General features: G+C 71.1%; 14 protein-coding genes. 8 read left to right on the top strand and 6 right to left on the bottom strand.

Going from position 1 to position 21,618, the window contains the following annotated elements; genetic code table 11:
* Positions 1-99: 99 nt before the first annotated feature.
* The gene (locus ASC56_RS05520; protein ID WP_055490039.1) at positions 100-816 is read right to left on the bottom strand and encodes a TetR/AcrR family transcriptional regulator; all 717 of its coding nucleotides are present in this window, start codon (positions 814-816) and stop codon (positions 100-102) included.
* Positions 817-997: 181 nt separating this feature from the next.
* Between ASC56_RS05520 and ASC56_RS05515 the strand changes: the two genes are divergently transcribed.
* Positions 998-2,602 (top strand): CocE/NonD family hydrolase, encoded by a 1,605-nt coding sequence (locus ASC56_RS05515; protein ID WP_055490187.1) that lies wholly within the window; start codon positions 998-1,000, stop codon positions 2,600-2,602.
* A 399-nt stretch (positions 2,603-3,001) separates the two neighbouring features.
* On the opposite strand, the gene pepN (ASC56_RS05510) is transcribed toward ASC56_RS05515, so the two are convergent.
* The gene (gene pepN / locus ASC56_RS05510; protein ID WP_055490038.1) at positions 3,002-5,587 is read right to left on the bottom strand and encodes an aminopeptidase N; all 2,586 of its coding nucleotides are present in this window, start codon (positions 5,585-5,587) and stop codon (positions 3,002-3,004) included.
* 195 nt (positions 5,588-5,782) lie between these two features.
* Positions 5,783-6,799, bottom strand: a complete 1,017-nt coding sequence (locus ASC56_RS05505; protein ID WP_055490037.1) for an aspartate-semialdehyde dehydrogenase — start codon at positions 6,797-6,799, stop codon at positions 5,783-5,785.
* Positions 6,800-7,177: 378 nt separating this feature from the next.
* Between ASC56_RS05505 and ASC56_RS05500 the strand changes: the two genes are divergently transcribed.
* Positions 7,178-7,717, top strand: coding sequence for an RNA polymerase sigma factor (locus ASC56_RS05500; RefSeq protein ID WP_199835927.1), 540 nt, complete (start codon positions 7,178-7,180; stop codon positions 7,715-7,717).
* A 1-nt stretch (position 7,718) separates the two neighbouring features.
* The gene (locus ASC56_RS05495; RefSeq protein ID WP_055490035.1) at positions 7,719-8,495 is read left to right on the top strand and encodes a hypothetical protein; all 777 of its coding nucleotides are present in this window, start codon (positions 7,719-7,721) and stop codon (positions 8,493-8,495) included.
* Between the two features lie 49 nt (positions 8,496-8,544).
* Here the strand turns inward: ASC56_RS05495 and ASC56_RS05490 are convergent, their stop codons facing one another.
* On the bottom strand, positions 8,545-11,850 hold the full coding sequence (locus ASC56_RS05490; protein WP_055490034.1) for a S8 family serine peptidase: 3,306 nt from the start codon (positions 11,848-11,850) through the stop codon (positions 8,545-8,547).
* Between the two features lie 248 nt (positions 11,851-12,098).
* Here ASC56_RS05490 and ASC56_RS39430 point away from each other — a divergent pair, with 248 nt between their 5' ends.
* The 5 genes from ASC56_RS39430 (at position 12,099) to ASC56_RS05470 (ending at position 17,492) form a co-directional block, all read left to right on the top strand.
* Positions 12,099-12,251, top strand: coding sequence for a hypothetical protein (locus tag ASC56_RS39430; RefSeq protein ID WP_371330034.1), 153 nt, complete (start codon positions 12,099-12,101; stop codon positions 12,249-12,251).
* A gap of 9 nt (positions 12,252-12,260) precedes the next feature.
* Positions 12,261-12,719, top strand: coding sequence for an NUDIX hydrolase (locus tag ASC56_RS05485; protein ID WP_079102301.1), 459 nt, complete (start codon positions 12,261-12,263; stop codon positions 12,717-12,719).
* A gap of 235 nt (positions 12,720-12,954) precedes the next feature.
* Positions 12,955-14,724, top strand: coding sequence for a TIGR03767 family metallophosphoesterase (locus ASC56_RS05480; RefSeq protein WP_055490032.1), 1,770 nt, complete (start codon positions 12,955-12,957; stop codon positions 14,722-14,724).
* 93 nt (positions 14,725-14,817) lie between these two features.
* On the top strand, positions 14,818-15,960 hold the full coding sequence (locus ASC56_RS05475) for a serine hydrolase (RefSeq protein ID WP_055490031.1): 1,143 nt from the start codon (positions 14,818-14,820) through the stop codon (positions 15,958-15,960).
* A gap of 320 nt (positions 15,961-16,280) precedes the next feature.
* A complete protein-coding gene (locus ASC56_RS05470; protein WP_055490030.1) occupies positions 16,281-17,492 on the top strand; it encodes a glycosyltransferase in 1,212 nt (403 codons plus the stop codon).
* A gap of 74 nt (positions 17,493-17,566) precedes the next feature.
* Here the strand turns inward: ASC56_RS05470 and ASC56_RS05465 are convergent, their stop codons facing one another.
* Together ASC56_RS05465 and pepN (ASC56_RS05460) are read right to left on the bottom strand one after the other, a co-directional pair.
* Positions 17,567-18,619: a hypothetical protein gene (locus tag ASC56_RS05465; protein ID WP_055490029.1), complete on the bottom strand. Its 1,053-nt coding sequence runs from the start codon at positions 18,617-18,619 to the stop codon at positions 17,567-17,569.
* Between the two features lie 292 nt (positions 18,620-18,911).
* Entirely contained in the window at positions 18,912-21,488 is a 2,577-nt protein-coding gene (pepN, locus tag ASC56_RS05460) for an aminopeptidase N (protein ID WP_055490028.1), read from the bottom strand.
* Positions 21,489-21,618: the final 130 nt, after the last annotated feature.

Raw genomic sequence — 21,618 nt, 5'->3', positions numbered from 1 at the left:
AGTCGGCAGCAGCCCTCGTAGCGGCCGTGGCCTTGGACAAGCCGACGGCCTGTTCCTCGGAGGCGCCGCGGGCGGGACGCCTGTCACAGCTGTGTGGCATCAGTCAGTATCGAGGCCGTCGATCAGGCGGTTGAGGAACCGGGTGAAGGTGGCGTCGGGGGTGAGGGGACGTCCGGGGGCGGAAAGGGCTTCGGCGAGTTCCGGGTGGCAGCCGTCGGCGGCGACAGCGGTCAGGTAGCGGCCCTCGGCTGCGGCCCGGTCCGGTGATCGTGAAACTGCGGCCTGCGCGACCTCATGGCCAACGTGCCCGGCCACGAATGCGGTGATCTGGGCGAAGACCTCTAGCTTCGCCGCACCGTCCAGCCCGGTGGGCCGCAGTACGGCGAGCACGTGTTCCAGGAAGGCCAGGGTGTTGGGGCCCGGAACGCGACGGGTGGACAAGGCCACGGGCAGCCAAGGGTGGCGCAGCATGTGGGCGCGCTGCAGTCGAGCCACGGTCTTCAGATCGGCACGCCAGTCGCCGGTGGGTGGGTCCGTGACCGTGAGTTCGCCGCTGACGTGGTCGACCATCAGTTCCAGCAGCGTCTCCTTGTCAGGGGCGTAGCTGTAGAGCGACATGACGCCCGCCCCGACCTCCGCGGCCACCCGCCGCATGGTGACCGCGTCGAGTCCTTCCGCGTCCGCCAGAGTGACGGCCGCCGCAGTGATTGTCTCCCGGCTGAAGGAGGGCCTGCGGCCCCTGCGGGGCTCGGTGGGAGGCAACCAGAGCTGTTCGGGATCGACGCTCTCGGCACCGGCCTTTCCGTCGCTGGACACGGCCTCGCACTCCTTCCCCTGGTTGTTGAGGCGGCTCTTGCCAAGGTCATCCAAGCATCCTCTATTCTCGTACATGGTACGAGAATAGAGGAGGGGAACGATGCCATCACGCACGCCCGACGTCGTAGCCAGGCCAGCCTGGGTGCCACCCGCCGGAAAACCGCCGCTGTCCTCCCGGATGATGAGGGCGACCTGGCGAGGTCTGCCGGCGAAACGGTACGAGGCCGGATGGGAGCCGGGACTGTTGGTGCCGGCCGCCGACGGCAGCCCATTGATCACTGACCACTACTTCCCGCGCGCCCAGGGAGACTTCCCCACCCTCCTGGTCCGCTCGCCCTATGGCCGAGGCCTGCCGTGGTCACCCCAGTACGGCCTGCTCTTCGCCGAACAGGGCTTCCACGTGGTCCTGCAGAGCTGCCGCGGCACCGGAGGTTCGAGCGGCATGTTCGATCTGTGGCGCAACGAGGCCGCCGACGGCCAGGCCACGGTGTCCTGGCTGCGCGAGCAACCCTGGTTCAACGGAACACTGGGGACCGTCGGTCCCAGTTACCTGGGCTACGTGCAATGGGCCCTCGCTTTGGACCCACCGCCAGAACTGAAGGCAATGGTGGTGCAAGTAGGGCTGCACGATCCCTACGCACTGTTCCACTCAGGCGGTGCGCTTCGCCTGGAGAACGCCCTCGCCGTGGGCGTGGGCATGAACTACCAGCACCAGGGCATGGCACCGTTCCTCAAGGCGACGCTGCGCCTGCAGCGCCGCCTGCGCGACGTCACCACCGCGCAGCCCCTGCGTGGGGCGTACGTGTCAGCCTTCGGCAGCGAACTGCCTTGGCTGGACGGCGTGATGACACACCCGGACGCCAAGGACGCCTACTGGCACGGCGCGTCGTTGGCGAAGTCGGCGCAGCGGCTCCGCGTGCCCACGGCTCTGATCACCGGATGGCACGACGCACTAGTCGACCAGACCTTCGAGCAGTACGACCGGCTGCGCCAGGCCGGATGTGAGACCGCCCTGCTCGTCGGTCCCTGGACCCATACTTCGGCCCTGCAGCAAGGATGGCCCGAGGTATTCACCGAGAGCCTCGCGTGGCTGCGCGCGCACCTGTACGCCGATCCCTCCGGCCTGCGTCCCACCGCGGTGCGTGTGCACATCGGCGGCGAAGACACCTGGCGGGACCTCGACGACTGGCCGCCAGCCGCGGTTGCCACCTCGTGGTACCCCATCCCCGGCGGGCATCTCACCCAGCTGGCCCCCGCAGACTCCGCACCCGTGACGGCGTTCCGCTACGACCCGGCCGACCCCACCCCCTCCCTCGGCGGTCCGCTGCTCTCCCGCGCCGCCGGCCCCCGGAACAACGCCACCCTGGAGGCCCGAGACGACGTCCTGACATTCACCGGCCCACCACTGACCGATCCCATGGACATCCTGGGTCCCGTCTCCGCAGGGATGAGCATCTCCACGGACACCGGACACGCCGATGTCTTCACCCGCCTGTGCGACGTGGACGCACAAGGCCGCTCCGTCAACATCTGTGACGGGTTCGTCCGACTCCGGACGACCGAACAGGAGCCCTCGCAGGTCACCGTGCCGATGAGCTCCACCGCGCACCGCTTCCCCATCGGCCACCGCATACGCTGGCAGATCAGCGGAGGCGCCCACCCACGCTACGCCCGCAACCCGGGCACCGGTGAGTCGCCGGTGGACGCCACCACCTTCACACCGGTGCGCATCACGCTCCACACGGACTCGGCACTGATACTTCCCAGTAGCTCTGAGCTCGCGTAATTCGTCGACCCTCCGGGAAACGGTCGACGAGCCAGGCCGTCCGGCCCGGCTCACTCCTCGAGTCCTCTTCACCGTCCAGGCCAACCAAGTCAGGGTTACTCAGCGGCCACCCGGGGGGCCACGATTCACTTCGACACGCTGAACTTGACAGAGAAGCGGTCAGCGACGCGACCGTCAGATTGGTCGCGATCCCGGCCAGAAAGGAGAGTTGGCGTGGCAGAGAAGATCGTGATCCGCCCGCTGGACAAGAAGGAGACCAGCGGCGACAGCAACAGCCAGGGCAACTGAGCACGGCAAGGGGCGCCCGGCACATCGCCGGGCGCCCCACCGATGGACGGTGACCAGGGCCCTTCTGACGGATCTTCGCGCCGTCGCGACGGAGATCCGTCGGAAGCGCCCCTAGGCCCTGGCCGCCGCCGCGTCCGCCGCCTGCGCCTTCAGCGCCCGCTCGACGCCGGCACGCGACTCCAGGATCAGGCGTCGCAGAGCCGGGGGCGGCTCCGCGGAGGCCAGCCACGCGTCGGTCTTCGCCAGCGTCTCCTCGGAGACCTGGATCGACGGATACAGCCCGACCACGATCTGCTGGGCCATCTCGTGCGAGCGCGAGTCCCAGACGTCCTTGACCGCCTCGAAGTACCGGTCCGTGTACGGGGCGAGCAGCTCGCGCTGGTCGGTCTGGACGAAGCCCGAGATCACCGCCTCCTGCACGGCGTTCGGCAGCTTGTCCGACTCGACGACCGACGCCCAGGCCTCCTCCTTGGCCTCCGGTGTCGGACGGGCGGCCCGGGCGGTGGCCGCGTGCCGCTCACCCGCCGCCGTCCTGTCGCGCTCCAGCTCGCCCGCGATCTCCGGTTCGTCGAAGCGGCCCACCGCCGCCAGCCGCTCCACGAACGTCCACCGCAGCTCGGTGTCCACGACCAGGCCCTCGATGGTCCCCGAACCGTCGAGCAGCGACTCCAGCAGGTCCAGCTGCTCCGGCGTACGGGCGGTCGCCGCGAAGGCACGCGCCCACGCCAGCTGGTGGTCGCTGCCCGGCTCGGCCGCGCGCAGATGGGCGAGGGTCGCGTCCGTCCACCGGGTCAGCAGCGCCTCGCGCGCGGACGGGTCGGCGTACAGGTCGACCGCCAGCTTCACCTGGCGCTGCAGCGACTGCACCACACCGATGTCGGACTCCTTGCCGATGCCGGACAGCACCAGGGAGAGGTAGTCCCGGGTGGCGAGCTCCGCGTCGCGCGTCATGTCCCAGGCCGAGGCCCAGCACAGGGCGCGCGGCAGCGACGACTCGAAGTCGCCGAGGTGCTCGGTGACGAAGGCGAGGGACTTCTCGTCCAGGCGGACCTTGGCGTACGACAGGTCGTCGTCGTTGAGCAGGATCACGTCCGGGCGGCGCCGGCCGACCAGCTGCGGTACGGCGGTCAGCTCCCCGTCGACGTCCAGCTCGATCCGGCCGTCCTCGTCGCGCAGCAGCCTGCCGGTGTCCTCGTCGAGGTTGTAGAGGCCGATCGCGATGCGGTGTGGACGCAGCGTGGGCTCGCCCTTGGCGCCGGGCGGCAGCGCCGGGGCCTCCTGGCGGACGGCGAAGGAGGTGATGACACCGTTCTCGTCCGTCTCGATCTCGGGGCGGAGGACGTTGATGCCCGCCGTCTCCAGCCACTTCCTCGACCACGTCCTGAGGTCACGCCCGGAGGCCTCCTCCAGGGCGCCGAGCAGGTCGGACAGACGCGTGTTGCCGTACGCGTGGCGCTTGAAATAGGCCTGCACGCCCGCGAAGAACTCGTCCATGCCGACGTACGCGACGAGCTGCTTGAGCACCGAGGCGCCCTTGGCGTACGTGATGCCGTCGAAGTTGACGAGGACGTCGTCGAGGTCGTTGATCTCCGCCATGATCGGGTGGGTCGACGGCAGCTGGTCCTGCCGGTACGCCCACGTCTTCATCGAGTTGGCGAAGGTGGTCCAGGAGTGCGGCCACCGAGACTCGGGGTGGTACGCCTGGCAGGCGATGGAGGTGTAGGTGGCGAACGACTCGTTCAGCCACAGGTCGTTCCACCACTCCATGGTCACGAGGTCGCCGAACCACATGTGGGCCAGCTCGTGCAGGATGGTCTCGGCGCGCCCCTCGTACGCGGCGTCGGTCACCTTGGACCGGAAGACGTACTGGTCGCGAATGGTCACGGCACCCGCGTTCTCCATCGCGCCCGCGTTGAACTCCGGCACGAAGAGCTGGTCGTACTTCTTGAACGGGTACGGGAAGTCGAACTTCTCCTCGAACCACTCGAAGCCCTGCCGGGTCACCTCGAAGATCGCGTCCGAGTCGAGGAACTCGGCGAGGGAGGGCCGGCAGTAGATGCCGAGCGGGACGCTGTGGCCGTCCTTCTCGTACACGCTGTGGACGGAGTGGTACGGACCCACGATCAGCGCGGCGACGTACGTCGACAGCCGCGGCGTCGGCTCGAAGACCCAGACGTCGTCCTTGGGCTCGGGGGTGGGGGAGTTGGAGATGACGGTCCAGCCGGTCGGCGCCTTCACGGTGAACTGCAGGGTGGCCTTGAGATCCGGCTGCTCGAACGAGGCGAAGACACGGCGGGCGTCCGGCACCTCGAACTGGGTGTAGAGGTAGGCCTGCTGGTCGACGGGGTCGACGAAGCGGTGCAGCCCCTCGCCGGTGTTGGTGTACGCGCAGTCGGCGACCACCCGGAGCACGTTGCGGCCCTCCAGGAGCCCCGGCAGGGCGATCCGCGAGTCCTTGAAGACCTCTGCGGGGTCGAGGGGATCGCCGTTGAGGGTGACCTCGTGGACGGTCGGGGCCACCAGGTCGATGAAGGACTCCGCGCCGCTTTCGGCGGAGTCGAAGCGCACCGTGGTCACGGACCGGTAGGTGCCGCCCTCCTGCGCGCCGGAGAGGTCGAGATCGATCTCGTACGAGTCAACGGTGAGCAGCTTCGCCCGCTGCTGCGCCTCTTCGCGAGTCAGGTTTGTGCCAGGCACGCGGTCATCTCCTCGTCATGTGTGGGTCGCGCCATCCTTCCACGTCGTGACGGCGTTGGGCGATGACCGGGCCCGCAGCTCCGGCCGCCCGCCGAGGCCCCCGGCGCCCGGGTGCTTCCTGTCCGGGAACCGCGGGGACCGGACACGACGCAGGGGCGCCCACCGCCACGGGCGGGCGCCCCTGCGTCGTGGTCCTCACTCGCTCAGTTCCGCCGCCACCAGCTCCGCGATCTGCACGGCGTTGAGGGCCGCGCCCTTGCGGAGGTTGTCGTTGGAGACGAACAGGGCGAGGCCGTTCTCCACGGTCTCGTCGCGGCGGATGCGGCCCACGTACGACGGGTCCTTGCCGGCCGCCTGGAGCGGGGTCGGGATGTCGGAGAGCGCCACGCCCGGGGCGCCGGCCAGCAGCTCCGTCGCGCGCTCCACCGACAGCGGGCCCGCGAAGCGGGCGTTGACCTGGAGGGAGTGGCCGGAGAAGACCGGGACGCGGACGCAGGTGCCGGAGACCTTCAGAGCGGGGATCTCCAGGATCTTGCGGGACTCGTTGCGGAGCTTCTGTTCCTCGTCGGTCTCGTTCAGGCCGTCGTCGACGAGGTTGCCCGCGAAGGGCACGACGTTGAAGGCGATCGGGCGCTTGTAGACCTGCGGCTCGGGGAAGTCGACCGCCTCGCCGTCGTGGGTCAGCCGGTCGGCGTCCGCGACCACCTTCTGGGTCTGGCCGTGCAGCTCCGCTACGCCCGCGAGGCCCGAGCCGGACACCGCCTGGTACGTGGCGACGATCAGCGCTTCCAGGCCCGCCTCCTCGTGCAGCGGCTTCAGCACCGGCATCGCGGCCATCGTCGTGCAGTTCGGGTTGGCGATGATGCCCTTGGGACGGTTCACGACCGCGTGCGGGTTCACCTCGGCCACCACGAGGGGCACGTCCGGGTCCCTGCGCCACGCCGAGGAGTTGTCGATCACGACGGCGCCCTGCGAGGCGACCTTCTCGGCCAGCGCCTTCGAGGTCGCGCCGCCCGCGGAGAACAGCACGATGTCCAGGCCGGTGTAGTCGGCCGTCGCCGCGTCCTCCACCGTCACGCCGTCGAGGACCGTCCCCGCCGAGCGGGCCGAGGCGAACAGGCGCAGCTCCTGGACCGGGAAGTTCCGCTCGACGAGGATCCTGCGCATGACCGTGCCGACCTGACCGGTGGCTCCGACGATTCCGACCCTCACGGCGACTCCCTCTTCGTGTCTCTTCGTGTCTTGACGTGTGTGTTGCTTGGCCGAGGCTTTTCCATCATGCGGCCGACCCCGGCCCGCCTGTCCAATCCTTTGCACGGGGTGCCCGGGGAATGGGACGTCACGGCCGGGCCGCGGGTTGCGGACGTCCGGCTGACACCCCCGCTGAGCTGGAGAAATTCGCTCGCTGGGGGTCCCGGGCCGCAAGCTGTGGCGCCTCGTGCCTGCCCACGGCCACCGGGCCCATACGGCGGTGTGACGTACGCCTCTGCCGTTGGCCGAGGACGCCGAGGACGCGCCGAGGGCGCCGAGGGCGCCGTCCGAACGTTTCCGGCCTCTGGGACGTCGTAGGGGAAACGCGCAAGGGGAGGGGTGGCTGTGCTGCGCAGAAAGGGCCGCCGCGGCCAGGGGGCCGACCGCACGGGGGACGACCCGCTGGACGCGGCCCAGGAGCGGCGGGTGCGGGCCGTGCTCGCGCTCGGCGGGGTACCGCAGGCGGACCTGCAGGACGGGGTGCAGCAGGTCCGTCTGCGGTTGCTGGAGCGGGCCGCGAGCGGGCGCGAGGCGCCGCGCGACGTGTCCGCGTGGGCGGCGGTCGTCGCCTCCAACCTGGCGATGGACTGGCACCGGGCCAGGCGCCGCCAGGACCGGCTCGGGGAACGGCTGGCCTCCCTGCGGCAGCCGGAGCACCTGTCCGGCGAGGACTCCCGTCTGCTCTCGCTCGCCGTCGCCCAGGGCCTGGACGACCTGCCGGACGCCCAGCGCCAGGTCCTGGTGCTGCGCTTCTACGCCGATCTGCCGGTGCGGCGCATCGCGCAGGAGCTCGGCATCCCCGAGGGCACGGTCAAGAGCAGGCTCCACTCGGCGGTCCGTGCGCTGCGCGACCGTCTGCACGAGGACGAGGTGGTGTGACATGGCCGCCGAGCACGAGGGCCACGAGGCCGTCGACGCGCTGATGGCCGCGATCACCGGCGAGCGGCTGCCGGACGCCGTGCTGGCCGACGCCCGGTTCATGGCCGAGCACCGGGCGGCACGAGCCGACGTGGCGCTGCTGCGCGAGCAGCTGGCGATCATCGGGGAGGCGCTCTCCCCGGTCGATGCGGCGCCACCGCCGAAGCCCGGCACCCGGCCGACCCGGAACCGCACCCGGCCGGCACGCCCCCGGCCGCCCGGGAAGCGCGCCCGGCGTCCGAGGGCCCGGGCCCTCGGCTTCGGCGCCCTCGGCATGGTCGTCGTGGCCGCCGCGGTGGTCGGGCTGGGCCGGCTCGCGCACAGCGGCGGCGCGGCCGAGACCAGCGACTCGGGCGCGAAGGCCCCGAGCAGCACGGGCGCGCAGGCGGGCAGTGGGCAGGGAGCGGCGCCCCGGAGCCCGGCGGACTACCTCGCCTGCGCCCGGCTCGTCGTCGAGGGCCGTGTGACCGGCGTCGAGAGTGTGCCCGGTGCCGCGCGGGTCCGGATCACAGTGACCGTCGGCCGCTACTACAAGCCCGCCTCCGGCACCAAGGAGGTCACCTTCCTGAGGGACGAGGACGCCGAGCCCCCGCTCCGCAAGGGCGAGCACGTCCTGGTCGGCGTCCCGCACGACTCGGAGGTCCCGGACCGCACGACCGTCGGGGAGAAGGAGATCGCCGCCGATCGCGCCGGGATCCTCGGGGCGCTGCCCGCATCCCGCTCCCTCAGCTGCGAATGAGCGAGGGCGGGCGCCCGCACGGACGCCCGCCCCCGCACCGTGCGGAGAACTACGGGGTGACCTTCTGGATCTTCACGCTGCCGACGCCCGCGACCGTGCCGCGCGCGTTGACCAGCTGGACCTGGCCGAAGAACTCCCGGCCCTCGGGGGCCGCCGCCGTGGCGGTGACCGCCCCGGACACCGTCGTGGAGTCGCCCGTGCCGAGCTTCACCGGCGCCGATCCGTCGACCGTGACCTGGCCGAGCGCGGGGGAGAAGAACACGTCACGGTAGTCGTACGCCGTCGAGCCGGACGGGACCGAGTAGCCGGCGACCTCGACGGTGTACGTACCGGCGGCCGGCGAGGCGATGTGCACCGACTCCTCGGAGTCGCCGCCCGCGGACTGCGCGACCTGCTTGCCGTTCGCGTCGTACACCGTCAGGTCGAGGTCGGCGGCCGTGTCGGAGGCTTTGCCGATCGCCACGTCGAGCGACGTGGCGCCCGCGGGCACCTCGACGGTCGTGGTCTGCTTCTCGCCGCCCTTGATGGTCGGCCGCGCGGTCTTCGAGGAGCCGAGCGGTCCGCCCTTCAGGGTGCCGTCCAGGGCCGCGTGCGTGTTCGTCACCTTCCAGGAGGCGGTGGCCGGGGTGCCGACCTTGGCCTCGGGCAGGGTCACGGTCTCCGGGTCGAAGGCCGCGCCGAGGACGGTGACGTCCAGCTTGTACGGGTTGTCGAGCAGCGGCGAGGTCCGGCGCGACTCGACCTCGATCTCCCAGACGCCGGCCTGCGGTGCCGCGTACGAGCGCACGTCGGGCCTGCAGCCGTTGCCGTCGAGGTAGTTGTTGTAGCAGTTCGGCGTCGAGGTGCTGTCCACCGGGACGCCGTACGGGTGGATCGCGATGAACCGGGTCTGGCTCTTGTCCTTCAGCCCGCCGATCGCGACCTCCAGCGACTTGGCGCCCGCGGGGACGGTCACGAAGTACGACTGGGAGCTGTTGCGCTGCACCGAACTCGACGCGGAGTAGGTGTACTCGAGCGGCGTCGAGACGACGACCGTGTTCAGGATCTGCTTGTCGACGCCCACGGTCCTCGGGTCGTCGACCTCCAGGATCGCGCTCTTGAGGCCCGCGGACCGCGGGGCGGCCTGGACCTTCACCGTCACCGGCTGGTTCAGCGGCAGCTTCACCAGGCTCGGTCCGACGATCCGGAAGGTGCCCTCGGCGTTGTTCTGGAAGTGCAGCGTGTGCCACACCGCCTTGTCGGAGCCGGAGGTACGGGTGACGGTGACGTCGTACGTCTTCTTGTCACCGGCCTTCAGCCCGCCCTCGCGGTCGTACAGGCCGGTGCCGAAGCCCGGGGTCTTCAGCGCGTAGTCGATCGCGGTGTCGACCGGGGCCTTCACCGTGTAGTCGTTGGCGGTGGCGCCGTACCTGATGGCGTCCCACGCGTCCACGATGTTGATACGGCCCGCGCCCTCCTCGTAGGCCTGGGCTCCCTGGATGTGGTCCGCCGTCGAGGTGAGGGCCGTGCGCAGCTCGGCGGGCGTCAGGTCGATGCCCTTCTGCCGGGCGGCCGACAGCAGCAGGGCCGAGGCGCCCGCGGCCTGCGGGGAGGCCATCGAGGTGCCCTGGAGCATGGAGTAGCCGGCCGGCAGCGAGTAGCCCGCCTCGGCGACCGGGGAGCCGGGCAGCCAGGTCTGGGTGGTGTTGATCGCGGCGCCGGGCGCGACGAGCGTCGGGGTGAAGCCGCCGTCCTCGCGCGGGCCGCGGGAGGAGAAGGGCAGCAGGGCATACTTCTTCTCCACCTGCGAACCGTAGTTGGCGGCCCAGGTCTCCTTGGAGATGCCCGCGCCGACCGAGATCACCTTGTCCGCGAGACCGGGGTCGCCGATGGTGTTGGCGCCGGGGCCGGAGTTGCCCGCGGAGATCACCAGCTGGACGCCGTAGGTGTCGATGAGGCGCGTGTAGAGCTCGGCGCGCGCGTTGTTGCCGTCGTTGAGCGCGGGCAGGCCGCCGATGGACATGTTGACGATGTCGACGCCGCGGTTGACGACGAGGTCGATCATGCCCTCGGTGAGCGCGACGTTGGTGCAGCCGCCGGTCCAGGTGCAGGCGCGGGAGGAGACGATCTTCGCGCCCGGGGCGGCGCCGTTCATCTTCCCGCCGAACAGGCCGTTGGCGGCGGTGATGCCGGCGACGTGCGTGCCGTGCTCGGACTCGATGACGCCGATGTTGACGAAGTCGGCCTTCTTGCCGATCCAGGACCCGCCGTAGGGGTCCATCGGCACGTCCTTGCGGATCTGCACGACGAACGGCACGCGCTCGACGACGTCGGTCTTCGGGTCGTCGGTGCCGAAGTAGCCGACCTGGTGGCCGTCCTTGTACGGCTTCATCGGCGTGTCGTCGGTGAAGTCGTGGTTGTTGTTCAGGTCGACGGTGACCGTGCCGGCCGCCGGGTCGTAGAGGACGCCCCAGCTGTCGGTGGTGTCGCCGTCGCGGTTGAGGTCGCCCTTCTCGTCACCGCCGGTGGTCGCGGACTCCTTGAAGGTGCTGATCTCGTACGACCCCGCCGGCGCCGTCCAGGTCTGGCCGGCGTAGGCGAAGGTGGGTCCGGAGACCGCGGTGACCATCGGGCGCCAGGTCGCGTCGCTGTCCACGATCGGGTCGGTCGCGGTCACCCAGTCGACGATCTTCCGCTCGCCGGTGGTGGTCTTCTGCAGCGCCGGGTGGCCGAGGTCGACGCCGGAGTCCAGGATGCCGATGGTGATGCCGCGGCCGTCCGCCTTCGGGTGATCCCTGACGAAGTCGACGGCGCCCGTCTCGAAGGACGGGTTGTACGGGTTCTTCGCGGGGGTGTTCCGGTCGGGGCCGGAGTAGGTGGCCGTGCCCTTGGCGGAGGCGCCCTTCGCGGTGTCCGCGCTCGGCGTGGGGTCGTCGAGCGGGATCTCCTGCCGCAGGTCGATGGCGTGCACGGAGGACAGCTTCTCGGCGGCGGCGATGACCGAGTCGGCCTTGGCCGTCGGCACGGTGGCGCGGACGTAGCCGAGTCGGTCGTAGGTGCGGCCCACGGAGCCGCCCTTGACGGCATCCAGTTCCCTGGCGACCTGCTCGGTCTGTCCGGGTGCGGTCGCGATCATCATCGTGACGTTCTTGGCGCCGCCGGCCTTGGCCTCGGCCAGTAGATCGGCGTCGTCCGAACCGAGCTTGGCGCTCGCGGACTTGACGACCGGGTCGGCGGTGGCGTGCGGGTGGCTCGCTGAGTAGGCCAGGGGTATCGGCCCGGCCGCGGAGAGCGCGGCCACGAGACCGGCGGCAACGGCTGTGCGGGCCACGCGTCTCGCGCCCGATATCGGGGTGCGCTGAGGGTCGGAGGTCATCGGCATCCCTTGTAGGTAAAGGAACGAAAGCGGTGCGGCCGGGACCTGACGATCGATCGGTCCTGGCCACGGTCGTCCGGATTTCGGGTCCGGGCGATCGCTCAGCTTTACCCAAGGGACAGATGTTTGGGGAGAGTTGACCGAGACGGGATGGAGTCATGGCGTAATCCCGCCATGTGCCATCGAGGACTTAGCGGCGCAGGGTGGGACATTCCCGTGGGCCCGCTGCCTCCCTACGCGCGTAGTGCGTGCAGTGGGCCCCACGCCGGGTCGGCGTCGGTGGCGACGAGGAGCGCAGGGTCCGCTTCACCGTGCGGGACGCCGTCGTCACCCCCTCGGCGGTACCGCTGCGGTGGGCCGCGCCCGGATACTCGCCTGCCAATCCGGATCCGGCGGGTTAACGTCCGGGCGTGCGCAAAAAGTTGAGGGTGGCGGCCTACGCCATCTGCGTTCGCGACGGCCGGCTCCTGCTCGCCCGCGGTACGGCCCGCGACGGCACGCCCGAGTGGACCCTGCCCGGCGGCGGCATGGAGCACGGCGAAGATCCCTACGACACCGTGGTGCGCGAGGTGGAGGAGGAGACCGGCTACCGCATCGAGCTCACCGGACTGCTCGGCGTGGACTCGATCCGCCGCAGCTTCCGCCGCCGCTTCGGACGCGTCGTCGACCACCACGGCGTACGGCTCCTCTACGAGGGGCACGTCGTCGGCGGTGAGCTCCGCAACGAGGTCGGCGGCTCCACCGACCTGGCCGCCTGGCAGGACCTGGCCGCCGTGCCCGCGCTGCGGCGGGTCGCGCTCGTCGACACCGGACTCGCGCTGTGGCGCCAGCGTCCCGCGGCGGGCCGCTCCGCGCTCCCCGGAGGATAGCTCCGGTGTACCCCGCGAGACGAACACGGAGTGGCCGCCCGCCCGGCCGCCCGGCGAGCGGTCGCGGGCGCGCGGGGTGGATGGAGATCCACGTACCGTGATGGGCGCCGCGTGTTGCCGTCGCGTTCACGCCCTGGTCATCCCCGATGCCAACGATCCGGAGCGAGCGGGGCGTTCGCGACAGCGAGGCTCCGCGGCCACTGCCGACGCGTTCGACACTCGGGGGGATCGCGCAATGTCGCGCCTACGCTCTGTCACCCGCTCCGTGCCGGGGGTAGACCGCGGCACCGTCCTCGCCGCCGGCGCGGTGCCCGTCCCCGCGGGCGTCGGCTACGCCCTGCGGCCCAGTGACAGCCAGGCCGCCACGGCGCACGACGGCATGGCTCACGACGGCACGGCCGAAGCACCCGCCACCTCCTCCGGGAGGGCGCAGGCCGCCCCGCTCGCGCCCTACACGAAGGGCACCACCGTCGCCGGTGTCGCCGCTCCCCGGAACGGCTCCGGGTACCGCCGCCTCGGCGACGGCCCCGGCTGGCCGCGCGCCGTACGCGATGAGCTGGCCGCGCCCCAGGCGGGCCGGGCGGGCCGCCGCACCACTCTCACGGCGTTCGTGCAGTTCACCGATCTGCACCTGATCGACAGCCAGCACCCGCTGCGGCTGGAGTACCTGCGCTCGACCGACCCGCACGCCTGGCGGCCCCACGAGGCGCTCACCGTGCCCGGCGCGATCTCGCTGGTCGAGCGGGTCAACTCGCTGCGGGGCGCACCCGTCACCGGCACCCCGCTCCACTTCGTCATGACCACCGGCGACAACACGGACAACAACGCCAAGTCCGAGTTGGAGTGGTTCATGAAGATCATGAGCGGAGGTCGCATCACCCCCAACTCCGGTGATCCCCGGCACTACGAGGGCGTTCAGAGCAGTGGCCTCAAGCTGTACTGGCAGCCCGACTCGACCCTGCGCGACGCGGACAAGCAGCTCGGCTTCCCGCACATCGAGGGGTTCCTGGCCGCCGCGATCCGCGAGGTGCGCAGCCCCGGCCTCACGCTGCCGTGGTACTCCACGGTCGGCAACCACGACGCCCTGCCGCTGGGCTGCTACGCGCACGGCGACCCGTACCTCGCCGAGTACGCCATCGGCGGCAGGAAGCTGATGAGCCTGTCCGCGGCCGAGGCGAGGAAGCTCCAGGACACGATCAAGAACGCCAAGGACCCCAGGGGTGTCCAGTTCCGTGACCTGCTCAAGGCCCACGCCCGCGCCATGCGCTCGGTCACCCCGGACGAGAAGCGCGCCCCCTGCACCCCCGCCGACTACCTCAAGGCGCACCTCGACCCGGCGTACACGGGCCCGGGCCCGGTCGGCCACGGCTACTCGTCGGCGAACGTGGACGCCGGCACCCAGTACTACTCCTTCCGCATCGCCGACGACGTCATCGGCATCAGCCTCGACACCACCGACGCGGCCGGCCACTACGAAGGCTCCATCGGCACCGCGCAGCTGCAGTGGCTGGACAGGACGCTGCGCGACAACAAGGACTCGTACGCCGTCGTCTTCAGCCATCACACCAGCAAGTCGATGGACAACACCCGTCCCGACCCGGCCCGCCCCGGCGAGCGGCGTCACAACGGCGCCGAGGTCGTCGCCCTGCTCGCCGGCCACCGCAACGTGCTGGCCTGGGTGAACGGGCACATCCACAAGAACGTGATCACCCCGCACTCCGCCGCCGGCGGCCACGGCTTCTGGGAGATCTCCACCGCCTCGCACGTCGACCACCCCCAACTCGCCCGGATCGTCGAGCTCGTGGACAACAAAGACGGCACGCTCTCGTTGTTCACCACGCTCATCGAGTCCGCCGCCCCGCACCGCACGGATTTCGCCGACCTCACCCGGACGGGCCTGGCCGCCCTCTACCGTGAGCTGTCCCTCAACGCGCCCGGCGCCAACCGGACACTGGCGGGCAACGCGGTGGACCGCAACACGGAACTGGTGCTGAAGAAGGGCTGAAACCCGGTCAACCGGCATACGGGCAGGCAACCCCGGCGCTCATGGGTGCGGTCCCCCTGGCTGACCACGCCCACCGGCGAGAAGGGGGAAGACATGTCCGTACGCAGAGGACTGATGGGAGCGGCGGCGACGGTGGCCGTCACGGCGGTGGCCCTCACCGCCCCGGCCTCCGCCGCTCCGAGAGCGGCCGACCACACCGCCACCCGGCAGGCCATGGACGCCGCCGTCAAGGCGGGCGTCCCCGGCGTGACCGCCACGGCGAAGGACGGATCCGGCACGTGGCGGGCGACCTCGGGAGTCGGCGACCTGAGGACGGGTACGCCGCGTTCGACCGAGGACCGCTACCGCGTCGGCAGCATCACCAAGACGTTCGTGTCGACCGTGCTGCTCCAACTGGAGGCGGAGGGACGGCTGTCCCTCGACGACACGGTGGAGAAGTGGCTGCCGGGTGTGATCCGCGGCCACGGCCACGACGGCCGACTCATCACCGTCCGCAGGCTGCTGAACCACACCTCGGGCATCTTCAACTACACGGCGGACGACACGTTCGCCCGTACGTACTTCCTGAAGGACGGCTTCTTCCGGCACCGCTACGACACCCTGAAGCCGCAGGACCTGGTACGTGTCGCGATGTCCCACAAGCCGGACTTCGCGCCGGGCACCTCCTGGAACTACTCCAACACCAACTACGTCGTGGCCGGCATGGTGATCGAGAAGGTCACCGGGCACTCGTACGCGCGGGAGATCCGCGACCGCGTCATCGAGCCGCTGGGCCTGCGCGCCACCTCGGTCCCCGGCACCAGGACCACGGTCCCGCGGCCGAGCAGCCGCGCCTACAGCAAGCTGGGCGAGGCGACGACCGGCCCGGCGTACGACGTCACGACCCTGAACCCGTCCCTGGCGTCCTCCGCGGGCGAGATGATCTCGGACTCCGCGGACCTGACCCGCTTCTACTCGGCCCTGCTGACGGGCAGGCTGCTGCCGCCCGAGCAGCTGAAGGAGATGAAGACGACGGTCACGGTCCACGGCATCCCGAACGCGGGCTACGGGCTCGGCCTGATCGACCGGACACTCAGCTGCGGGGTCCATGTCTGGGGCCACGACGGCGGCATCCACGGTTCGACGTCCTTGGCCGTCACCACCGCGGACGGCCGTCACTCCCTCGCCCTCAACTTCAACGGCGACTGGTCGGGGAACAGCGACGCGGTGATCGAGGCGGAGTTCTGCGGCAGGTGAGCCGTCCCCGGCTCACCCCTCTCCGGCAGCACCGGCTCCGCCCGCTCCACGGCCGGCTCCCGTGGGCCGTCGTGATCGCGGGGTGATCGACCCGGTCGTCCGGGGCCATCCGGTGATCGTTCCACCGCTATCGCACCGGGACCAGGGCATGCGAAGACCCCGGAATTACGGAGTAAACCCATCCGACTCGGACATGAGACCCGCCGTTCATCTGTCTGAAACATCTATGCCGCGTCATATCGGCTAACCCGCTGTTCACGGGGATGGTTCGCTATATGTGCAAGGCGGGTGGTCGTGTGCGCATGAGGCACGGTCTGCGCGTGCTCTCGGTCTATGAGGGCTTCTTCTCCGGGGGCGCCCGGATCCTCCACAGTGACGTCGTCCTGGGACTCCACGAAGGCGGCCAGCACCACAGTGTGCTGAGCCTCCACGGGGAGGTGCTCCGTGAGGCCACCCGGCAGCCGATGGAGGCCGACGCCTGCTACCGGTCGCTGACCGCGGCCGGGGTGGGCGTCACGTCCCTGGGCCGCACCTTCGGCCTGCCCGGGGCCTCGGCCGTCGATCCTGTGCTCTTCAGCGGGCCGGAGCTGGCGGCGACGGCCAGGGCCATGGCCGGTGCCGACGTCATCCTGTCGCTCAAGGAGCAGCCGCTCGGGCTGCTCAACCAGGGCGGCCTGCCGCGCCGGCCGGTGATCGTCTGCCTGCACCGCTCGGACCCGGAGAACCAGGGCGCGGCCCTGTGCGAGCTGAAGGCGGCCATCGCCGACGGCACGGTGGTGGCCTGCGTCTGCTGCGCCGAGTCGACCCGGGCCGCCTACGAGGCCGCCGGGATTCCGCCCGAGCTGCTGCACGTCATCCCCAACGGGGTCGACCTGCTGCGCTTCCGGCCCGATGCCGGTCGGCGCGCCCTGCTGCGGTCGGTGCTCGGCATCCCGGACTCCGCGCCGGTCGTCGTCTTCGCGGCCCGGTACGACACGATGAAGAACGTTCCGCTGTTCCTGCGCGCGGCACGGGCCTGGCTGCGGCGCGAGCCCCGGGGGCACGTGCTGATGTGCGGCGCGGGCATGACCGAGGCCCAGCCGGCGCTGCGCGCCGACATCGAGGCGGCGTTCGGGGACGACACGGCGCGGCTCACGCCCCGGCTCCACGCACTGGGAGTGCGGCGCGACATGGAGACCGTCTACGCGGCGGCCGACGTGGTGGCGCTGACCTCGTCCTGGGGCGAGGCGGCCCCGCTGTGTCTGATCGAGGGCATGATGTGCGGGGCGGTGCCCGTCGCCACCGACGTGGGCGACAGCGCGGCGATCGTGGCCGGGCACGGCTTCGTCACCCCGCCGGACCCCGACGCGATCGCGCGGGCCTGGAGCGACGCCGTCGCCGCCCGCCCGGCCCTCGCACCGGTCCTCGCCCACAGCCGTGAGCGCTTCAGCCGCACCCGCATGATCGCCTCGTACGCCGCGCTCATCGACCGTGTCCACGCCGAGGGGGTCAGGTCGCCGCTGCCCGAGCCGCCCCTGCCGGAGCCGCTCTGACCGCACGGCATGAGGAGGGGCCGCCGACGGACCGGCGGCCCCTCCTCTCCCCTCCGGAAGCCCGTGCAAGCGCCCTAACGGGGCAGCACCACGACATACGCGGCCGGCTCCCGGTCCGCCGCCGCCATCAGGGCCGTGCGGACCACGGCCGCCTGCTGCTCCAGCGAGTCCCGCAGCTTCTTCGGGGTGATGTGGACGACCGTGATGCCGAGCCGCTCCAGGTGTTCGCGCTTGCGCGCGTACTCCGACCACAGCGCGTCGTCGTCCTGGCGCGGCGCGCGGGTGTCCAGTTCCAGCGCCACTGCCTGGTCGGGCCAGTACGCGTCCAGACCGCCGAGGAAGGGACCGCCGGGAAGCCTGAGGTCCACGTTCCACATCGGGTCCGGGAGGCCGTACTCGCGCACCATCCGGTACAGCCGGCTCTCCGCGATCGCCCGGCCCTCCGCCAGGAGCGAGTCCACCGCGTCCACCACGTGCGGACGGCTCAGCAGCTTGGCCTGGTTCAGCTCCCTTACGACGGCGGCCGGTTCGCAGTGGCCGCCGCGTACCGCCTCCGTCAGCAGACGGCGCACCGCCCCGGTGTCCGCGAGTTCCGCCACCGCGTCGGCCAAGGCGCGCGGCACCGGTGCGACGGGCAGGCCGGTCACCGGCTGCGGGGCGGGCATCGCCGCGGTGCGGACGACCCGCGCGCAGCCCACGCTGCGCAGCCGGCGCAGCCGGGGGACCAGGACATCGATCTTCTCCAGCGAGGTCAGCGGGGGCGCGCAGGCGAAGCCGTGCAGCGTCAGCGCGGCCAGGCCCGTGATCACCGCGTCCGGTTGGCGCCGCGCGGTCCCCGGGCCCTCCGCGCCCGGCTGGACCGGGACGCCGGGCGCCGGGCCGCCGAGCGGTGAACGCGCCGCGTACAGGAGCACCGCGTGCAGACGTTCCTCGGAGGTCGGCGGGCCCGGGTGCAGCAGGTACACGCCGGGCAGGAACTGCTGCCAGGGGCCGCCGGGCCCGCACTGCTCGTTCGTCTCGGTGGCGGTCACACCGTGGGCGCGCAGCTGGGCCGTGGTCAGCACCCGGCGCTGTGCCTCCGACAGATGACGGAGGGGGCGGGGGGAGAGCGGGGTGTTGTGGTTCATGACCCCGGAGTTCCCGCCCGGGACGGGCCCCCTAACCGCTGTTACACGCCTGTCGACAAATGCGGACAAGATGGCGCTAAAGTACGCGCGTTCGACTGCCGAAAGAGGCTGGTCCGCGTGAGGGGAGCGGTGGGTTACGGCTTCGGATACTCGTATTTCGTAACTGTCGTTTCCCGAAGCCCGTCAACCGCCGTCCCCGTCAACCGCCGTCCCCGTCAACCGCCGTCCCCGCCGGGCGCCGGGCGTCGCGACGCCGCGGCGCCGCGACGCGGCGGAGATCCGTCACAGGCGCCTAGCGGGCCGCCCCCGCGTCGCACGCCTGGCCCCGCAGGGTGCGCGCCAGGTCGTCGCGCGCCTCCAGCACCAGCCTGCGCAGCGCCGGCGGCGCGGACTCGTGCGCGGCGAGCCACGCGTCCGTCGCGTCCAGCGTCCCCTGCGAGTCCTGGAGCGACGGGAACAGGCCCCTCACCACGTCCATCGCGATCTGGATGGACCGCTCGTGCCACACCCGCTCGATGGCCGCGAAGTACTTCGCCGCGTACGGGACGAGCAGCTCCCGCTGGGAGGACTGCACGAAGCCGGCGATGGTCGCCTCGACGAGCGCGTTCGACAGGGTGTCCGACTCGACGACTTGCGCCCACGCCTGGGCCTTGACCGCGGCCGAGGGGCGCGCGGCCAGGCAGCGGACCTGGTGACGCTTGCCGGAGGCCGTGTCGTCGCGGGCCAGTTCCGCGGCGAGCACCGACTCCTCCGCGGCCCCCCGTGCTGCCATGGGTTCCAGGAACGCCCAGCGCAGCTCCTGGTCGACGTCCAGGCCGTCGATCTTCTCCGTGCCCTCCAGCAGGCCCCGCAGCAGCCGCAGATCGGCCTCGTCCGACGCCACCGCCGCGAAGAACCGCGCCCACGTCAGCTGGTGCTGACTGCCCGGCTCCGCCTGCCGCAGCTCGCTCAGGGCGCCCTCGGCCAGCAGCCGGCCGCCCGTCTCGCGCCACTCGGGCGCCGCGTAGTGCGTCAGGGCCGAGTTCGCCCAGGTGTGCAGCATCTGGAGCACCCCGATGTCGGACTCGCGGCCGGAGAACCGCAGCACCAGATCGATGAACTCCCGTGCCGGCAGCAGCGCGTCCCGGGTCATGTTCCACAGTGCCGACCAGCTCAGCGCCCGCGCCAACGGGTCGGTGATCTGGCCCAGGCCCTCCTTCAGGGCCGCCAGGGAGGTCTCGTCGAACCGGATCTTGCAGTACGTGAGGTCGTCGTCGTTGACCAGCACCAGCTCCGGCGCCTCGGCGCCCGCCAGTTCGCCGACGAGCGTGCGCGGACCGTGGACGTCCGCCTCGGCGCGCGCGTACCGGACGAGCGCGCCCGCCTCACGGCGGTACAGGCCCACCGCCACCCGGTGCGGCCGCAGTTCCGGATGGGACTCCGACGCCTCCTGGAGCACCGACAGTTCGGCGATCCGCCCGTCGGTGCCGAGCAGCACCTGAGGGGTCAGGGAGTTGACGCCCGCCGTCTGCAGCCAGGACCGCGCCCAGGCCGCCATGTCCCGGCCGCTCGTCTCCGCCAGGACCGACAGCAGGTCGCCGAGGCGCGTGTTGCCGTACGCGTTCCGCTTGAAGTAACGGCGCGCCCCCTCCAGGAACGCCTCCCGGCCCACGTACGCGACCAGCTGCTTCAGCACGGAGGCACCCTTGGCGTAGGTGATGCCGTCGAAGTTGAGCTTCGCGTCCTCCAGGTCGCGGATGTCCGCCGTGACGGGGTGCGTGGAGGGCAGCTGGTCGGCGCGGTACGCCCACGCCTTGCGGTTGTTGGCGAAGGTGATCCAGCCGTCGGTGAAGCGGGTCGCCTCCACGAGCGAGAAGGAGCCCATGAAGTCGGCGAAGGACTCCTTCAGCCAGAGGTCGTCCCACCACACCATGGTCACCAGGTCGCCGAACCACATGTGGGCCATCTCGTGCAGGATCACATTGGCCCGGCGCTCGTACGACGCCTGCGTGACCTTGCCGCGGAAGATGAACTCCTCGCGGAAGGTGACCAGCCCCGGGTTCTCCATCGCGCCGAGGTTGTACTCGGGCACGAACGCCTGGTCGTACTTGCCGAAGGGGTACGGGTAGTCGAAGTGGTCGTGGAAGAAGTCCAGGCCCTGCTTGGTGACCAGGAAGACGTCGTCCGCGTCAAAGTGCTTCGCCAGGCCCTTGCGGCACATCGCGCCGAGCGGGATCCCCAGTGTCGTGCCGTCGTCGAAGGTGCGGGAGTAGGTGTCCGTGACGTAGTGGTACGGGCCCGCGACGACCGCCGTGATGTACGTCGAGATCGGCTTGGTCTCCCCGAAGAGCCAGACCCCGTCGTGCAGTTCGCCCGGGCCGTTGCTCCACACCGTCCAGCCCTCGGGGGCGCGGACCTCGAAACGGAAGGGGGCCTTGAGGTCCGGCTGCTCGAAGTTCGCGAAGACACGGCGTGAGTCGGCGGGCTCGTACTGCGTGTACAGGTACACCTCGCCGTCCTCCGGGTCGACGAAGCGGTGCAGGCCCTCGCCGGTGCGGGAGTAGGCGCACTGGGCGTCGACGACCAGCTCGTTCTCGGCGGCCAGGTCCTCCAGCTGGATGCGGGTGCCGTCGAAGACCTCGCTGGGGTCGAGGTCCTTGCCGTTGAGCGAGACCGCGGTGACGCTCGGGGCGATCAGGTCGGCGAAGCTCGTGGCGCCCGGATCGGCACAGCGGAAGCGGATCGTGGTGACCGAGCGGAACGTGCGCGGCTCGGTGGCGGGGGCGTCGCCCACCGCCGAACGCAGATCGAGCGACACGTCGTACCCGTCGACGGACAGCAGCGCGGCCCGCTCCTGGGCCTCGTCGCGGGACAGGTTCTCACCGGGCACGGGCGGCACTCCCTCTGGCGGCTGGGTGGGGCGAACAGGACCGATCCTGCCATGTGCCCCTGACGCGGGGCACCCGGGAATGACGGCGCCCACCCCGGTTGTTGCGCAGTCAACGACCGTTTCCGAGGAG

This window comes from Streptomyces sp. TP-A0356, from assembly GCF_001417775.1.
GTDB lineage: Bacteria > Actinomycetota > Actinomycetes > Streptomycetales > Streptomycetaceae > Streptomyces.
This window is presented reverse-complemented; position numbering and strand designations above follow the sequence as displayed.

Bases quoted from the DNA above. Each gene is read 5' to 3' on its own strand.
- ASC56_RS05515 (WP_055490187.1), top strand. From the start codon at position 998: ATGAGGGCGACCTGGCGAGGTCTGCCGGCGAAACGGTACGAGGCCGGA.
- ASC56_RS05495 (WP_055490035.1), top strand. From the start codon at position 7,719: ATGGCCGCCGAGCACGAGGGCCACGAGGCCGTCGACGCGCTGATGGCC.
- ASC56_RS05490 (WP_055490034.1), bottom strand. From the start codon at position 11,850: ATGACCTCCGACCCTCAGCGCACCCCGATATCGGGCGCGAGACGCGTG.
- ASC56_RS05480 (WP_055490032.1), top strand. From the start codon at position 12,955: ATGTCGCGCCTACGCTCTGTCACCCGCTCCGTGCCGGGGGTAGACCGC.
- ASC56_RS05475 (WP_055490031.1), top strand. From the start codon at position 14,818: ATGTCCGTACGCAGAGGACTGATGGGAGCGGCGGCGACGGTGGCCGTC.
- ASC56_RS05465 (WP_055490029.1), bottom strand. From the start codon at position 18,619: ATGAACCACAACACCCCGCTCTCCCCCCGCCCCCTCCGTCATCTGTCG.